This window comes from Allorhizobium sp. GW101-3B10 (assembly GCF_059424725.1).
This window is the reverse complement of the sequence record NZ_JBWKZR010000001.1, coordinates 1,946,303-1,961,647: the sequence shown is the minus strand read 5'-3', so window position 1 is coordinate 1,961,647 and position 15,345 is coordinate 1,946,303. Positions and strand designations below refer to the sequence as shown.

The following is a 15,345-nucleotide window of genomic DNA, read 5'->3' as shown; positions in this document are numbered from 1 at the left end:
GTGTCGTCCTTCGGACCGACCGGCAAGGGCATCGTCATCCGCGAGGCGCATTTTCCGGGGCGGGCCCAGATCGACGCCTACGGCAATGGCGGCTTCCGCTTTGCCGACATGTCGCATCGCGGTTCGCTGCTGTTGTTGCCCTCGGGCATCTACGGCTGGGAGATGGACGAGACCATGCCGCTTTCGGTCGAGAATTTCCGCCGCGTCTTCGACGATGCGGCGGATATCGAGGTTCTTCTGGTCGGCACGGGCGCTAAGCTTCGCCCCCTTCCGGCCGAACTGAAGGCTGCCCTCAAGGCAAAGGGCATCGCCAGCGATCCGATGGGCACGGGTGCCGCCATACGGACCTTCAACATCATGCTCGCCGAGCAGCGGGCGGTGGCCGCCGCCCTGATCGCCGTCTGACAGCAGGATGAGTGCCGTGAGCGATGCCGAGACAGCAAACCGCATCCTTGAGATGGCGGGTCTGCGCGACAGCGATCGCGACCGCTATCTGGCGAGCCTGCTGACGCCGGCGGCGCAGCGCGGTGCGGTCGCCGCGCTCTATGCCTTCAATGCCGAGATCGCCCGCATCCGCGACGTGGTGCGCGATCCCCTGCCGGGCGAAGTGCGCCTGCAATACTGGCGCGACCTGCTGGAGGGCGCGGCGCACGGTTCGACCGAGGCCAATCCGATTGCGGCGGCGCTCCTGGAGACCATCCGCACCCACCGCCTGCCGACCGCCGCCCTGAGCGGCATGATCGAGGCGCGCGTCTTCGATCTCTATGACGACCCGATGGAAACCACCGCGATGTTCGAGGGCTATGCCGGCGAAACGGCCGCCGCCCTCGTGCAGCTGGCGAGCCTCGTGCTCGATCCGGACGCTGCGGCCCGGTCGGCTGACATGGCCGGCCATGCGGGCGTGGCCCAGGCGGTCGCCGGCGCTCTGCTGCTGATGCCGACGCACCGGGCGCGCGGCCAGCTCTACCTGCCGCTGGAGATCCTCTCCGCGGTCGGGCTCGATCGGGAAACCTTTCTCGCCGGCGACGACAAGGTCAGGGTTTCGGCCGCGATCGAGGCCTTTGCCGGGCTCGGACGTGACCATCTGCGTAAGGCGCGCGAGGCGGGCCGGTTGCCGAAAAGCCTCGTGCCTGCCTATCTGCCGGTATCGCTCAGCGAACCCGTTCTCCTTGCCGCCCAGCGGCGCGGCGCGGCGATCTTCGACGGTGTCCTGCGCCAGCCGCAATGGCGTCGCCAGTTGCGCTTGCTGCGCGCCGCGGTGACCGGCAGCTTCTGAACCACCAAATTCGCGCAAGCCTCGGCTGCTATCGACTCGCGGTGAAAGGTCGGACGACGTCCGGCCGCAGCGGGAGGCAACGCGTGGCTTCTATTACCTGGATTGTGATTTTGGGACTGGTGGCCCTGTTCGCCTACTATTCGACGCGGATTGCGAAGCGGACGAACGAGGACAGCCTGCACGATACGGGGCTGGCGCTTCTCGAATTCGGCCGGGCCTTTCCCAACGAAGCGATCCGCAGTCTCCACACGACCGAAGACGGCAATGCGGTCTTCGTGCGCCTGCACGACAACAAGGCCGGCTTCATGCGCAACATGCGCAGCCACTATGCCTGCCATCTGATCGAGCCGGGCACGGTGCGCGTGCGCGACCTGCGCAACGGCCGCGGCTTTGCCATCGAATTCCTCGACGCGCCGTTCCACAATGGTGAGTTTAGCTTCGCCTCGCCCCAGGAGGCGGCGGAAGTATCGCTTTGGCTGCTGGGCAATTATGTGAGCAGTGCCGAGCGGGATGCGCCGTCGGGCGCAATCCCGTCCGCCTGAACACCCTTAAGGTCTGGCCAGTTCCGTGGCGAGCCAGGTCCTGCAGTCGGCCAGTGCGCGCTCGGCCACCAGCTGACGCTTCATCACCGTCTTGTCCTTGCCGCGGAAGCGCTTGACGCCCTCCGGCTTGACGATTGAGCCCGGCGCCAGCTCCGGAAACAGGCCGAAATTGATGTTCATCGGCTGGAACGACCGCTTGCCGGGCTCCTCATGGCTGACCAGATGCCCGCCCGTGATATGGCGCAGCAGCGAACCCATGGCGGTCGTCTCCGGTGGCAGGGAGATGATCTCGCCCTTGCGGTCGGCGGCGGCGAAGCGTCCAGCCAGCAGGCCGATCGACGCGCTCTCGACATAACCCTCGCAGCCGGTGATCTGGCCGGCGAATCGAAGGCCCGGCCGGCTCTTGAGCTGCAGCGACGGATCGAGCAGCACCGGCGAATTGATGTAGGTGTTGCGGTGCAGGCCGCCGAGACGGGCGAATTCGGCGTTCTCGAGGCCCGGAATCATCCGGAAGATCTCGGATTGCGCGCCGTAGCGCAGCTTGGTCTGGAAGCCGACCATGTTGTAGAGCGTGCCGAGCGCATTGTCCTGGCGCAGCTGCACGACGGCATAGGCCTTGACGGTCGGATTGTGGGCATTGGTCAGCCCCATCGGCTTCATCGGCCCGTGACGCAGCGTTTCGCGGCCGCGTTCGGCCATGACTTCGATCGGCAGGCAGCCGTCGAAATAGGGCGTGCCTTCCCATTCCTTGAAGCCGACCGTGTCGCCGGCGATGAGCGCGTCGATGAAGGCATTGTACTGGGCTTCGTCGAGCGGGCAGTTGATGTAATCCTTGCCCGTGCCGCCCGGACCCACCTTGTCGTAGCGCGACTGGTACCAGCAGATGTCCATGTCGATGGAATCACGGTGAACGATCGGCGCGATGGCGTCGAAGAAGGCCAGCGCGTCCTCGCCGGTCTCGGTGCGGATCGCCTCGGCGAGGTCGGGCGAAGTCAGCGGGCCGGTGGCGATGATCGTCAGGCCCCAGTCCTTGGGTGGCAGGCCTGTGACCTCTTCGCGCACGACGGTGATCAGCGGATGGGCATGGATCGCCTGGCTGACGGCGTCGGAAAAGCCGTCGCGGTCGACGGCGAGCGCGCCGCCGGCGGGAACCTGGTGCTTGTCGGCGCAGGCCATGATCAGCGATCCGGCCATCCGCATCTCGGCATGGATGACGCCGACGGCATTGGCCGTCGCATCGTCGGAGCGGAAGGAATTGGAGCACACCAGCTCGGCAAGGCCGTCTGTGCGGTGCGCGTCCGTGCCGCGCACGCCGCGCATTTCGTGGAGAATGACCGGAACGCCGGCCTGCGCGGCCTGCCATGCGGCTTCCGAGCCGGCAAGTCCGCCACCGACGACATGAATGGGGGAGGGAGTGGTTTTCATCATGGCGTGCTGCTTATCACGGGACGGTTGGGCGGCCAATCCTTTCCCGTCTGCCGCGGGCCGCGCACGCAATGCGGCATGGGGCAGAATCGAAAACGGCACCCGAAGGTGCCGTCTTCCACTGCTCGGCTCAACCTGCGCGATTAGCGAAAGGAGCGGGCAGCAATGTTGCGGATTTCGTAGCGGGTGATGCCGATGTCGGACAGGGCCTGGTTGGACAGATTGCCCAGTTCGGCGATGGTGCGGCGGTAGCTCATCCAGTTCTTGGCGATGCGGATCGGGTTCATGGTCGTTTCCTCGGGTAAATCTTCTTCCGCTGAGCGTGTGGTCTGGTCCACATCAGCGATTGACCACTTTATACGCCCGTAAAACAATATTGTGCAGTGCAAATTCTAAGCGACTGCTATGCAAATGTGCATGGTGTGCTGCAATAAGCGGCAAAGAACGTAAGTCGGGCGTCCATGCCCGCAAAAGCGGCAACGAAAAAGGCCTCCCGCAAGGGGAGGCCTCCTGGCATGCCGAAAATGTCGTCAGGATCAGCCGGCGACGGCGTGACGTGCCACGCGGCGGATGTCCTCGCGGCCAATGCCGAGATCGCGCAGTTCGCGATCGGACATGCGGCCGAGTTCGTTGACGGTCTGACGATACTTGCGCCAGTTGTTGAGCGAGCGAGCGATGTTCATGGTCTTTCCTCTTTCCAATTGCGGCTCCCCGGGGGCGGGTGCCTGCCTGAATTCGATGGTCGTAATATATGCTGCACCGCGAAGAAGCGGAAGTGACATCGCCGTATGACTCCTATGCGGTGGGCGCATAGTGAGGTGGTTAACGGTCGGTAAACTGCCGTATTTTTCGGCGCATGGCGGCCACGGGAATGCGCGTGCGTGAAAAAAAGGGTGCGCCGCAGCATGGGAAGTCGGTCAAACGGGGGAGAGGGCAAAAAAATAACGCTCACCGGGGGAGGAGGATCCGGTGAGCGCCATTTTGAGAGACCGACGACTGGGAGGAGGAGTGTCGTCAGTCAGTTCGACGCTGCGCTGGGAGGAGGAGTGCGCAGGGTCGAAGGTCGTATCGGCGGAGAACCGCCGCATGAGTGAAGATGAACAAATTCCATCTGCGCTCTGTTGAGATAGACATTAGGCGGAATTTTTCAGTTTGTGCAGTGCAATATCGGCATGGAAGCCATGCGTCGGCTGCATGGTGCGTTTTTTGTGTCGGCGGGCCGGGCCGCGTTCGGTGCCCGATTGTCTTTTTCCGGCATTCGGCTCAAGAATGGCGCAAGGGATCGCAACGCATTCGCTCGGATGGGAGTCTTGCGCGGCGAACCGGGGCTTGGGACGGAGAGTTCATGTATCGCGGGCGATTGAAACGGGATCTCGGCATCTGGGTGGAGAAGGGCCTGATCGGGCAGGGCGTGGCCGACGCGCTGCTGCAGGAACATGATTCCCGACGCTCGTCTTTCAGCATCGGCGGCGTGCTGATGATACTCGCGGCCGTGCTGATCTCCGCCTCGATCCTGCTGCTGATCGCCGCCAACTGGGAGGAGATCCCCCGGCTGGTCAAGGTCGGCGGCATCGTCGCGCTGATCTGGGTCTTCCATCTGCTGGCGGCCCTTGCCTTCGGCCGCGGCGCCGACCGCCTGGGCGGCGCCCTGCTGGTCCTGGGAGCCGCCTGTTTCGGCGGAGCGATCGCGCTGATCGGCCAGCTCTATCACCTGTCGGGCGACGCCTTCGACGCCATGCTGCTGTGGTTCGCCATGACGGGCCTGTCGGCGGCCGCTTTCCGCTCCGGGGCATTGACGGCCATGGCCGGCATTCTGTCCTTTGCCGCCTTCGCTGCCCTGCTCGAGCAGTTCAATGCCGATTGGCACATGTTCTACGGCTGGTGGCCGGTGTTTTCCGGTCTCGTGATCGGCCTGCTGTCGTCGTGGACCGGCGCCGACCGGGCGCGGCATTTCATCTATTGGCTGCTGCTGGCCTGGTTCGTGTGGATCTACTCTCTGTCGAGCGAGGTCGAGACGGCAACCGCCTATGCGGCGGCCGGCACGATCGCCTTCCTGGTGGCCACCCTGCCGATCTCGCCGGTGGCGAATTTCCTGCGCCGGTTCGAACCGGCCTTTGCCTTCTATGCGCTGGTGCTGGCGCTTCTCGGCCTTGCCCTGCTGCATGCCGAATGGACCGAGGGAACGGCGCTCGCCCTGCTCGGCATTGCCACGATTGCCCTTGCGCTCGCCGCGCTGGCGCTTGAAGGGCGGGACAATGGCGCGGTGCGCTTCCTCGCCTACGCCGCCTTTGCCGGCGAAGTGCTGTACCTGTCCTATGTGACGATCGACTCCATGCTCGGCACCTCTGCCTTCTTCCTGCTCGCCGGTCTGGTCGTGGCGGTGCTGGCGGGTGTCGTGGTGAAGCTGGAGAAAGTGTTTGCCCGTCGTGCCGCGGAGATGAAGCCATGAGCATGGAGACAGCTAAACCCAGCGCGCTGCGCTATCTGGCCATCGCGCTGGGGCTCGCGGTGCTGCAGACCGCGGTGCTTGGCTGGATGATCGAGAGCCGGGCCGGGATCTTGCGCTCCGGCGAGGAGATCCTGCTGAAGACGGCGCCGGTCGACCCGCGCGACCTGCTGCGCGGCGACTACGTGATTCTCGCCTACGACATCTCGACGGTCCCCGTCGCGCTGATCACCGGCGATCGCCCGGCCGCCCCCGGCTGGCAGGTGATGCAGGTACGGCTGAAGCCCGGCGTGGACGGTTTCTGGACGGTCGCAGAGGCGTCCTTCAGCGCTTTGGCGCGGGAGGCCGGCAGCGTCGTGCTCGAGACGCAACGCTTTTACTATTACGGCAGCGCCGATCTCGCCGCCGACGCGGGCGCCAGCCTCAGGGTCGACTACGGCATCGAGCGCTTCTACGTGCCGGAAGGCGAGGGGCGTGAGATCGAGACGGGCCGCAATGCCGGCGCGGTCACCGTAGTCGTCCGCGTGGGCAAGTCTGGCCGGGGCCAGATCCGCGAACTGCGCATGGATGGCGCGGCGCTGTACCAGGAACCGTTGTACTAGCCGAACGGCGGGGGGCTGGATCGGGTTCGCGCCGGCGCCCGGACGACACCGCATCAACCCGCGCCGTTGCCCGCGAGCAGGCCGTCGATATGCCCGGCCAGCGCACCGATCTCGTCGTCGGCGTCGATCGGTACGACGCCGACGACGGAACAGAGGTCCGAGACATAGCCGTTGATCGTCTGCCGCACGCAGCTCAGATAGCGGTCGGGCCTGACACCGGCGGCGATCATCTCCTCCTGCGTCACCGGATCGCGCGGCAAAAGCAACCTGGCGTTTTCGATCTGCAGTCCGGCGGTCGGACCATAGGAGCGGAAATTGCGCTTGTAGTTGCGCGCGACGATCAGCGCGCCCGGCCTCGGTCCCAGGCCGGCGGCGTGCAGCCGCTCGCTGGCGATCCAGATCTCGGCGAGCCGTCGCGCGATCGGCGTGGCCAGCGCTTCCTTCCACACGGATATCGGGTAGCGTCCGCTGAACTCGGTTTCGTCCATCTGTGACAGCTGATGGTCCGTCGGGCGGCTTCGGGCAGTCGAATCGATCTTGCCGCACCGCACATGGAAGTATTTCTCCTGTCGCGCCGGATTGTAGAACATCCATTTGCCTAGATGAATGTCGTAAAGCCTGCCGTCGATACGACAGCGCTTCGTCAAGGTGTTGAGGGACAGGGTCGAATAGACCACGCAAGGAGGGGGAGATGCCATTGGCGACGTTCCCGATGGTTGCTTGTGACGGTTTTGTGACGAAAATGCCGATATACTCACCGATGTAAAGACCGAAATTGAGCGCTGCAGGGTTGCAGTCCGCCGCCGCGCCTTTCCGCGCGTGGGCGGCGACAAGGGCGTCATTTCTCCTTTGCGCGTGGAAAAACGGGTGACATAGAGACGCGCGCTCCGGAGGGGCCGTGCGCAAGGGCTGCGTGCTTGCTGCTAGCGCAGACGCCCATGAAAGGCGCGAGCAAGAAGCCAAGAACGGAACTGATGTTGATGATCAGGCCGTCGCGTGGTTGCGCATGGCGGGCAGAACGGCCCGGATCATGCGAAGTGCCCAACCTCGTCGCTTCCATTCGACGTGCCGTGTCGGGCCTAACCGCAGAGCTCGTCGAGGATCACATCCGGGAACACGTTTCCAACCCTGACAGGATGGGGACAGGGCACGCGCGAGGGGCGCCGCGGAACTGATCGACGTCGTGAGGACTTATCTGAAACGACCACCGTAACCGCCCGCCTCGCTACCCCGCACGAGCATGTGTTCCTTGGCGACCATCACGGCCGCAATGAACGGCGAACCGGGATCGTCATCGCCATCACGGCCACGATGATGGTGGTGGAGATCGCGGCCGGCTCGCTCTATGGCTCGATGGCCCTGGCCGACGATGGCTGGCACATGTCGACGCATGCCGCCGCGATGCTGACCGCCGCCTTGGCCTGTCTGTTTGCTCGCAAGAATGCGCGCAATCCACGCTTTACCTTTGGAACGGGAAAACTTGGCGATCTGGCCGGCTTTGCCAGCGCGGTTGTCCTCGCCCTCATCGCCCTTCTCATCGGCTGGGAGAGCCTGAGGCTGTCCACAGCCCGATCGCGAGCGACTTTCCGCAGGCCGTCACGATCGCTGTGACCGGCCTTGGGGGCAACTTCTTGTGCGCCTGGCTGCGACGCGACGACCGTGCCCACCACGATCATGGGCATGACGAACATCACGGTTCCCAGCATGCGGGCGACAACAATCTGCGCGCTGCCTATCTGCATGTCCTGCCGACGCACTGACATCGGTGCCGGCAATTGTCGCGCTGGTGTTTGGCAGCCTGTACGGCTGGAACGGGTTGGACCCTGCCGTGGGCATTATCGGCGGGATCGTGATCGCTCGCTGGTCCTGGGGTCTGATCCGGGATGCCGGAGGCGTGCTTCTGGACTATGTGCCGGCCGACGAAGGCCTGCCGGCGGAAATCCGCGGTGCCATCGAGGTCGGAGGTGATGCCACCATCGATCTTCACATCTGGCGATTGGGGCAAGGCCACCACGGAGCGATCATATCAGTTCAGACGCCCGACCCCAGGCCGGCAGGGTTCTACAAGGCGAAGCCGGCCGATAACCACGATCTGTCCCACGTCACGGTCGACGTGCAGGCGGCCTGACGAGCGAGGCTGGCTCCCAGCCTGCAACGTTTGGGTTTTGAGCCGACGGCAGCAAGCACTTCGCCTCACCTCGGGCCGCACTTCAGCTGTCCTGTCGGGTCGGCAGTCCCCGACTCCGTTGCCGGCATCTCACACCCGCACTGTGTGAGATGCCCTGCAACGGCTCGCGTCCCCCTTCAGGGCTACATCGCGTGGCCAGGTGCAAGCCCGGTCGAGGCGAGTGCCATCCATACCGCCATGGCAATCATCATCAGATTTTCCGTCAGCGAGATGAACCCCAAGGGTACGTTGCTTGATCCGCCAACGCACGCGCATCTCAGTTCGCGCCTTTCGATGTAGACGGCCTTGAAGACGGAGACGGCGCCTATGGTGCCGATGATCAGTGCCAGCGGGACGGAGAGCCAGTTTGCCACGCCCGCCACCATCAACACCCCGGCCAACCCCTCTGCATAGGGATAGATGTAGCTATAGGGCACCCAACGCTTGGCGAGCAGGTCATAGTTCAGGAACATGGTGGCGAAGCTTTCGACGTTCTGGAGCTTCAGCATCGCCAGCACGACCATCGAAAAGGCAATGAACCATTCGGCAGAGCGCATTGTGAACGGGCTGCCGAGGACCGCGTGGCTCGCGGCCATGGCCATCATCGCCGTCATGATGAACAGGACGATGACCGGGCGGTAGGTCGTGCTCTTGGGATCCGCAACGGGCCTTCCGAGGAACCGCCGCAGATCATCATAGCCACCCACGCGAGTGCCGCCGATGAACACTTGTGGCGTCGTCTGTACGCCATGCTTCGCCTTGAAGGCGTCGGTTTCTTCACGCGTTTTCAGGTGATGATCCTCGACCTCGTACCCCGAGCGCCGAAGCAGGTCCTTGGCTTTGAGGCCGTAGGGGCAGGTATGCTCCTCGGTGACCATCCGGTAGAGAATGGCCTTCTTTTCGTGCGATGCGCGGTTTGTCTTCTCCAACATTTCACGTCTCCTTGTCTTGTGAAACCGTTGGCAAGACCATACGTTCTGTACCATGGTACAGAGTCAAGCGCCCTTGGACATGACGATCGGAAAATTTGCCGCGGCGGGAAGCGTCGGGGTGGAGACCATCCGGTTCTATCAACGCAAGGGCCTTCTGAAGACCCCGAAGCGGCTGGAAGGGGGCCGGCGATATGGGCGTGAAGATGTTCGGCGGCTCCTCTTCATCAGACAGGCCCAGACCGCGGGGTTTACGCTCGAAGAGATCCGGGAGCTGCTCGATCTCGATGCCGGACAAGACAGGGAGCGTGCCCGCGAGGCAGCTGGAAGGCGCCTCAGCGCCTTGAACGCGCGGATCGCGGAACTCCATCGCACGCGCGAGGCTCTGGAAAGGCTGATCGAGGAATGTTCCGCCGGCAGCAGGGGGCCTTGTCCGATCCTGGCATCGTTCGGGCTATAGAGTCCCAATATCCATTCGCCTCATGACGAATGGCCCGAGCGCAATTGTCTGTGCGTGGAACCTGATCAATTTCTCAATCGGGACTCACGGCAAGATAGACAAAAGGCTCCGATCCGTCGCGAGGGACGGCGATGACCTCGTAATCCGCGCCGGGATCATTGCCCATGCCCAGCGAGCCGGACGGCATTCCCGCCACGGCGAGACCGGCGAGCGGAGGACGCTCGCGCAGCAGTCGTTCGGCAGCCTCCAGCGGCACATGACCTTCCAGATAATATCCCTCGATCTCGGCCGTGTGGCATCCCCAAAGTTCCGGCGGAACGTCAAAACTGTTTTTGACAGCCTCCATATCCGGTTCGTTTACGGTGCTGACCGCATATCCGGCCTTGTTGAAGGCAGACGCCCACGCCGCGCAGCATCCGCAGTTTGCATCCTTGTGGACCGTCATGGCGTAACTTGCCGCAAGGCCGGTCCCTGGAACGACTGCCACCGAGGCAACGAGGCAAAGGAATGTCCTGCGTTTCATGCCCAACTCCCTGTCTGTTCTGCCGCAACCGCCTCTATTTTGTGCCCACCGAAGGCGGGTGTCACGTCGGTCGCAAGCATGGCGGCCAGGCTTGCCGGACCCCGCATCGCCTGGACCGATCAGTGCGAGCCGTGATCGTCGTGCCCTTCCTGGGCGGTCTTTATCGACGCGCCGTCGAATATCTCCGTCCGTTGCGGCCCTTCGGCCACGAGCTTGCCGACCAGCCCACGCGCCGCCCGCGACAAGGCGTGGTCCACCAGGACGTATTCGCCTGGAACGTCGAGGGTCAGGTCGACCACCGCCGCCCCGCCCGGCGGCACCGAAATCGTCTGCACATCGGTCAGCGGATCGCTTGTCAGGGACGCCAGTTGGTAGGCTTTGTCGAAGATCTCGCCGATCACATGAAAGCTCGAGGTCTTGTTGGGGCCGCCGACGCCGAAATAGATGCGAACGGTTTCGCCGACCCTGGCCGTCAGCGCATTGTCGCCGGTCAGCGCGTTGGCCGCGCCGTTGAACACGTAGTATTCCGGCGTCTCGTCCATCAGCCTGTCCGGGCTCCCGGTCAGCTTGCCCTTCGTACCGTAAGGCTGCGAGGTGTAGATTTCGCCCTGCATCACATAGAATTCCCGGTCGACAGGCGGAAGGCCTTGCTCGGGCTCGACGAGGATCAAGCCGTACATGCCGTTGGCGATGTGTTGCGCGGCAAGCGGGACGGCGCAGTGATAGACGTAAAGCCCCGGTTTCAAGGCCTTGAAGGTGAAGCCTTTCGTTTCCCCGGGTGCGGCGTCGGTCGCGACGGCTCCGCCGCCCGGGCCGGTGACGGCATGGAAGTCGACGCTGTGGCGTTCACCGCTGTCGGACGGGTTCTGGAGCTCGACCTCGACGGTATCGCCCACTCTGGCACGAACGAAGGGGCCGGGCACTTTTCTGTTGAAGGTCCAGTAGTGATAGGTCGCGCCGTCGGCAAGCCTGCCCGTCACTTCGACTGTGTCCAGCCTCACCTTGATCGTTTCCGGGCCGGCCCGCTTCACCGGCGCGACAAGATCGGTCGCCTTGCGCACGATGTCGAGCGGAGCCACCGTAGTTCCGTTTGCCGCCGGGTGATTATGGGTCCCGTCGGCCCATGCCGGCGCCGTTGCCGACAACAGGAAAAGCGCGAAGGCTATGGGGAAAATCGTGCGTCGGGTCATCTGAATGTCCTGGGTTGAGGAGCCTCATCATCACGTCCATTCAAGACCACGCTCGTCGGCTCATCCTTGCTGTGTCGCAAAGAGAAGACCCGCTCGCGCTATTGTGATCGCCTCTCGTAAGAAGAGGCCGCGCCGATGATCGCCGGCGCGGAGGCGCGACACCAACGATCGCGCGCATGGAGCATAGGCCGTCCAAACGCCTCGCGCGTCGACCAGCCTGGCTTCTCCAGCGTGACTCAAAACTTGGCCTGCGCCGTGGTGCCATCGGGGGCGGCAACCTGGACGGCGCCCTTGACTCCTTGTGGGACGGGGGCGGGCGAGGTGCCGATGAGACGATTGCCCTCGCTTGGCGTAAGCGCGAAGCGCTGCGGGCTTCCGTCGATCAGCAGGATGGCGTTTCCGCTGTAACCGGCCGCCGGCACCGGCTGATCAGCCGCGTCGAAGAGGTAGACGCTCACCTGCTCCGTGCCAGCGACGACCAGCTCGATATGGTGATTGGCTCCCGCATCGACCTTGAGACCGCCATTGGGTCCGGGACTAGGAGCGTGGGCATGGACGGGCAGGGCGCCCATCGAGACAATCAGGGAGAGGGCAAGAAGGCTGCGACGCATGGGAAATCTCCTTGTGGGATCAAAAGGCTTCGATTGCGCTGGCGGGCGTGCCGCGTGGCGAATGGGTCTGCTCGATCTGGCTGCGGGCCTGTTCCACGAGGCGCTCCAGGGGCTTGCGCCCGTATCGCAGGAACAGGGTTGGCGTGAGCAGGGTGTCGAGGACGGTCGCCGTTACCAGACCGCCGAAGATGGTGATGGCGACCGGATGGAGGATCTCCTTGCCCGGTGCCGTCGCGTCGATCATCAACGGAACCAAGGCGACGCCGGCGGACAGGGCGGTCATCAGGACGGGGGTGAGACGTTCCAGCGACCCGCGCATCACCAGTTCGCGCCCGAACGGCATGTCTTCCTGGATTGCGAGATTGATGTAGTGGCTGATCTTCAGGATGCCGTTGCGTGTCGATATGCCGGTCAGCGTAATGAAGCCGATCATGGACGCGACGGAGAGCGGCTGTCCCGCGATCCAGAGTGCCGTTACCGACCCGATCAGTGCCAGCGGCACGCTCGCCATGATGATCGAGACGAACAGTACCGAGCGATAGCGGGAGAAGAGGATCGCGAACACCATCGAGAGCGACAGGATCGACAGGAGCCCGATTGTTCGCATCGATTCCTCCTGTGCCTGGAACGTGCCCTCCAGGTTCACGAAAAAGCCGGGAGGCAGGGTCGACGCGGCGATCACGCTTCGGATTTCGGCGATGACGGTCGCCATGTCCGCTTCGCCATCCGTGTTGGCGAGCACCACCACACGGCGCTTGCCGTTCTCCCGAAGGATCTGGTTCGGGCCATCCGTCTCCCTTACCTCGGCAATCTGGCTGATGGGGATCCAGCCAACGGGGGTTTCGATCAGAAGATCCGCGAGACCCTTCGTGCTGCGTGTCTCGTCCTCAAGCCGGAGCACGACATCGAAACGCTTGTTGCCGTCGACGATGCGGGAGACGATGGTTCCGTTGGACAGGCGTTCGAGCTGTTCGGTCACGCTGGCGGGTTGGACGCCGTAAAGGGCGGCGCGCCGATAGTCGACGATCACTTCGAGATGCGGAATGCGAACCTGCTTTTCGACCTGAAGGTCAACGATCCCCGGAATCTCGTCGAGCTTGCCACGAAACTCCTCGGCAAAGCCACGAATGGCATCCAGATCCTCGCCGTAGATCTTCAGCGCGATCTGGGCGCGGACCCCGGAGAGCATGTGGTCCAGACGATGCGAGATGGGCTGCCCGACATTCGTCGCGACGGGAAGCACGGAAAGCCGCGATCGGATATCCGCGATGATCTCGTCCTTGGAGCGTCCATCGGCCATCAGCGCGACCTCGATCTCTGAGGAATGGACGCCTTCGGCATGCTCGTCGAGTTCCGCTCTTCCGGTGCGTCGCCCGACCTGCTCGACTTCCGGGACCTCCATGATCAACCGTTCTGCGATCAGGCCGACGCGATGGCTCTCCGCGAGCGAGATCCCCGGATTGAAGAGCATGTTGATGGTCAGCGTGCCCTCGTTGAAGGGCGGTAGAAACGACCTTGGCAATTGGGTCGCGAACATGACGGCGGCAATGACACCTGCCAGTACAGTCGTCATCAGGATCTTCGGGTGACCGAAGGACCAGGCCAGAAGTCGCCGGTTTGCCTTCTTCAGCACGCGGACGATGACGCCCTCGTGCTCGTCCAGGCGCTTGAGACCCGGCAGCAGGTAGTAGGCCATCACGGGCGTGAGGGTGATCGAGACGACCAGGGATGCCAGGATGGAGATGATGTAGGCCTGGCCGAGGGGAGCAAACAGCCTGCCTTCGATCCCGGACAGGGCGAAGAGCGGCACGAAGACGAGAACGATGATCATCGTGGCATAGACAATGCCGGAACGGACCTCCTGGCTCGCGGAAACCACGACCGCAAAGACGGTGCGGGGACTGCCTTTCTCCCGGTTCTCCCGAAGGCGACGGAAGATGTTCTCGACATCGACGACCGCATCGTCGACCAGTTCGCCGATCGCGATCGCCAGCCCTCCGAGCGTCATGGTGTTGATCGACAGCCCGAGCATATGGAAGACGATTGCCGTGACGAGAATGGAGACGGGAATGGCCGTGAGCGAGATCGCGGTGGTGCGCGTGTTCAGGAGAAATGCGAACAGGATGATGGCGACCACGACGATCGCTTCAGCCAGGACCTTCTGGACGTTGCCGATCGACGTTTCGATGAAGTTGGCCTGTCTGAAGAGCACCTGGTCGGCTCGCACGCCCTCGGGCAAAGTCGCGCCAATCTCGCTCAGGGCAGCTTCAACCTCACGCGTCAGTTGGACCGTGTCGACGTTCGGCTGCTTCTCCACCGAGACGATCACGGCGGACTGGCCTTGATAGCCCGCATCGCCTCGCTTCAGGCGCGCTGCGAAGGACACATCCGCGACCTGGCGCAACAGGACCGGCTGGCCCTCGACAGTCGCCACCACGATACCTGCCAGGTCCTCGATTTTTTGCGTGCGACCCACGTTGCGGATCAGGAACTCGCGACTGTACTGGTCGGTGAAGCCTCCGCCTGTGTTCGATCCGAACTGGGCGAGAGCCTGCTCGATCTGTTCGAAGGAGACGCCCAGTGCACGCATGGCGGCCGAATTCGGAGAGACCCTGTATTGCCGAACCTCGCCGCCGATCGGAATGACCTGGGCAACGCCGGGAATGCTCAGGATTCGCGGGCGGACCGTGAAATCCGCCAGCTCCCGCAGCTCCATCGGCGAGACACCTTCCGGACCCGTCACGGCGATCAGCATGACCTGGCCCATGATGGAGTTTATCGGCCCCATCTGCGGAACGACATTGGTGGGAAGCTGCGGCTGGACGAGGGAAAGACGCTCGGCGATCTGCTGCCGATTGCGATAGATGTCGGTATCCCAGTCGAATTCGACATAGATGATCGACAGGCCGACGCCGGATGTCGAGCGGACGCGGCTCACGCCCGGCAGGCCGTTCATCTGGGCCTCGAGAGGATAGGTGACCAGTTGTTCGACCTCCTCCGGCGCAAGACCTTCGGCTTCCGTCATGATGGTGACGGTGGGGCGGTTGAGATCCGGGAAAACGTCGACCGGCAAGCGGGTAGCCGTGAATGCGCCGTAGATCATCAAGACGGCGGCGATGGCCAGCACGAACAGGCGGTTCTTCAGGGATTGCGTGACAAGAAAGTTGAACATCT

General features: G+C 63.6%; 15 protein-coding genes and 2 pseudogenes. 7 read left to right on the top strand and 10 right to left on the bottom strand.

The features are described 5' to 3' along the window. The 3 genes from AC07Y0_RS09615 (at window position 1) to AC07Y0_RS09605 (ending at window position 1,818) form a co-directional block, all read left to right on the top strand. Complete coding sequence (locus AC07Y0_RS09615) at window positions 1-405, top strand: Mth938-like domain-containing protein (protein WP_498676717.1); 405 nt, start codon at window positions 1-3, stop codon at window positions 403-405. 52 nt (window positions 406-457) lie between these two features. Then, a complete protein-coding gene (locus AC07Y0_RS09610) occupies window positions 458-1,276 on the top strand; it encodes a phytoene/squalene synthase family protein (RefSeq protein WP_498680205.1) in 819 nt (272 codons plus the stop codon). An 83-nt stretch (window positions 1,277-1,359) separates the two neighbouring features. Beyond that, window positions 1,360-1,818 carry a hypothetical protein gene (locus AC07Y0_RS09605; protein WP_498676713.1) on the top strand — a complete coding sequence of 153 codons (459 nt, stop codon included), beginning with the start codon at window positions 1,360-1,362 and terminating at the stop codon, window positions 1,816-1,818. Between the two features lie 6 nt (window positions 1,819-1,824). Here the strand turns inward: AC07Y0_RS09605 and trmFO are convergent, their stop codons facing one another. The 3 genes from trmFO to AC07Y0_RS09590 all read right to left on the bottom strand — a co-directional run bounded on the left by trmFO (window position 1,825) and on the right by AC07Y0_RS09590 (window position 3,926). Then, complete coding sequence (gene trmFO, locus AC07Y0_RS09600) at window positions 1,825-3,246, bottom strand: methylenetetrahydrofolate--tRNA-(uracil(54)-C(5))-methyltransferase (FADH(2)-oxidizing) TrmFO (protein ID WP_498676711.1); 1,422 nt, start codon at window positions 3,244-3,246, stop codon at window positions 1,825-1,827. 140 nt (window positions 3,247-3,386) lie between these two features. After that, complete coding sequence (locus AC07Y0_RS09595) at window positions 3,387-3,530, bottom strand: DUF1127 domain-containing protein (RefSeq protein WP_084638459.1); 144 nt, start codon at window positions 3,528-3,530, stop codon at window positions 3,387-3,389. Window positions 3,531-3,779: 249 nt separating this feature from the next. Continuing rightward, window positions 3,780-3,926: a DUF1127 domain-containing protein gene (locus tag AC07Y0_RS09590; RefSeq protein ID WP_454745683.1), complete on the bottom strand. Its 147-nt coding sequence runs from the start codon at window positions 3,924-3,926 to the stop codon at window positions 3,780-3,782. 662 nt (window positions 3,927-4,588) lie between these two features. Between AC07Y0_RS09590 and AC07Y0_RS09585 the strand changes: the two genes are divergently transcribed. Together AC07Y0_RS09585 and AC07Y0_RS09580 are read left to right on the top strand one after the other, a co-directional pair. Then, a complete protein-coding gene (locus AC07Y0_RS09585) occupies window positions 4,589-5,692 on the top strand; it encodes a DUF2157 domain-containing protein (protein ID WP_498676708.1) in 1,104 nt (367 codons plus the stop codon). After that, complete coding sequence (locus AC07Y0_RS09580) at window positions 5,689-6,291, top strand: GDYXXLXY domain-containing protein (RefSeq protein WP_498676706.1); 603 nt, start codon at window positions 5,689-5,691, stop codon at window positions 6,289-6,291. The genes AC07Y0_RS09585 and AC07Y0_RS09580 overlap by 4 nt, the downstream gene beginning before the upstream one ends. 53 nt (window positions 6,292-6,344) lie before the next feature. On the opposite strand, the gene AC07Y0_RS09575 is transcribed toward AC07Y0_RS09580, so the two are convergent. Beyond that, window positions 6,345-6,989 carry a hypothetical protein gene (locus AC07Y0_RS09575; RefSeq protein ID WP_498676705.1) on the bottom strand — a complete coding sequence of 215 codons (645 nt, stop codon included), beginning with the start codon at window positions 6,987-6,989 and terminating at the stop codon, window positions 6,345-6,347. Window positions 6,990-7,201: 212 nt separating this feature from the next. Next, a pseudogene (locus AC07Y0_RS09570) lies at window positions 7,202-7,329 on the bottom strand (SDR family NAD(P)-dependent oxidoreductase); the annotation flags it as partial. A 204-nt stretch (window positions 7,330-7,533) separates the two neighbouring features. On the opposite strand from AC07Y0_RS09570, the pseudogene dmeF reads away from it, so the two are divergent. Then, a pseudogene (gene dmeF, locus AC07Y0_RS09565) lies at window positions 7,534-8,419 on the top strand (CDF family Co(II)/Ni(II) efflux transporter DmeF). A gap of 182 nt (window positions 8,420-8,601) precedes the next feature. On the opposite strand, the gene AC07Y0_RS09560 reads toward dmeF, so the two are convergent. Continuing rightward, window positions 8,602-9,390 carry a MauE/DoxX family redox-associated membrane protein gene (locus tag AC07Y0_RS09560; RefSeq protein ID WP_498676704.1) on the bottom strand — a complete coding sequence of 263 codons (789 nt, stop codon included), beginning with the start codon at window positions 9,388-9,390 and terminating at the stop codon, window positions 8,602-8,604. A gap of 52 nt (window positions 9,391-9,442) precedes the next feature. On the opposite strand from AC07Y0_RS09560, the gene AC07Y0_RS09555 reads away from it, so the two are divergent. After that, on the top strand, window positions 9,443-9,847 hold the full coding sequence (locus tag AC07Y0_RS09555; RefSeq protein WP_498676702.1) for a MerR family transcriptional regulator: 405 nt from the start codon (window positions 9,443-9,445) through the stop codon (window positions 9,845-9,847). 73 nt (window positions 9,848-9,920) lie between these two features. Here the strand turns inward: AC07Y0_RS09555 and AC07Y0_RS09550 are convergent, their stop codons facing one another. The 4 genes from AC07Y0_RS09550 to AC07Y0_RS09535 all read right to left on the bottom strand — a co-directional run bounded on the left by AC07Y0_RS09550 (window position 9,921) and on the right by AC07Y0_RS09535 (window position 15,343). Beyond that, complete coding sequence (locus AC07Y0_RS09550; RefSeq protein WP_498676701.1) at window positions 9,921-10,370, bottom strand: DUF411 domain-containing protein; 450 nt, start codon at window positions 10,368-10,370, stop codon at window positions 9,921-9,923. A 119-nt stretch (window positions 10,371-10,489) separates the two neighbouring features. Beyond that, a complete protein-coding gene (gene nirK / locus AC07Y0_RS09545) occupies window positions 10,490-11,560 on the bottom strand; it encodes a copper-containing nitrite reductase (RefSeq protein ID WP_498676700.1) in 1,071 nt (356 codons plus the stop codon). Between the two features lie 236 nt (window positions 11,561-11,796). Then, on the bottom strand, window positions 11,797-12,171 hold the full coding sequence (locus AC07Y0_RS09540) for a hypothetical protein (protein ID WP_498676698.1): 375 nt from the start codon (window positions 12,169-12,171) through the stop codon (window positions 11,797-11,799). A gap of 19 nt (window positions 12,172-12,190) precedes the next feature. After that, a complete protein-coding gene (locus AC07Y0_RS09535; protein ID WP_498676696.1) occupies window positions 12,191-15,343 on the bottom strand; it encodes an efflux RND transporter permease subunit in 3,153 nt (1,050 codons plus the stop codon). Between the last annotated feature and the right edge of the window lie 2 nt (window positions 15,344-15,345).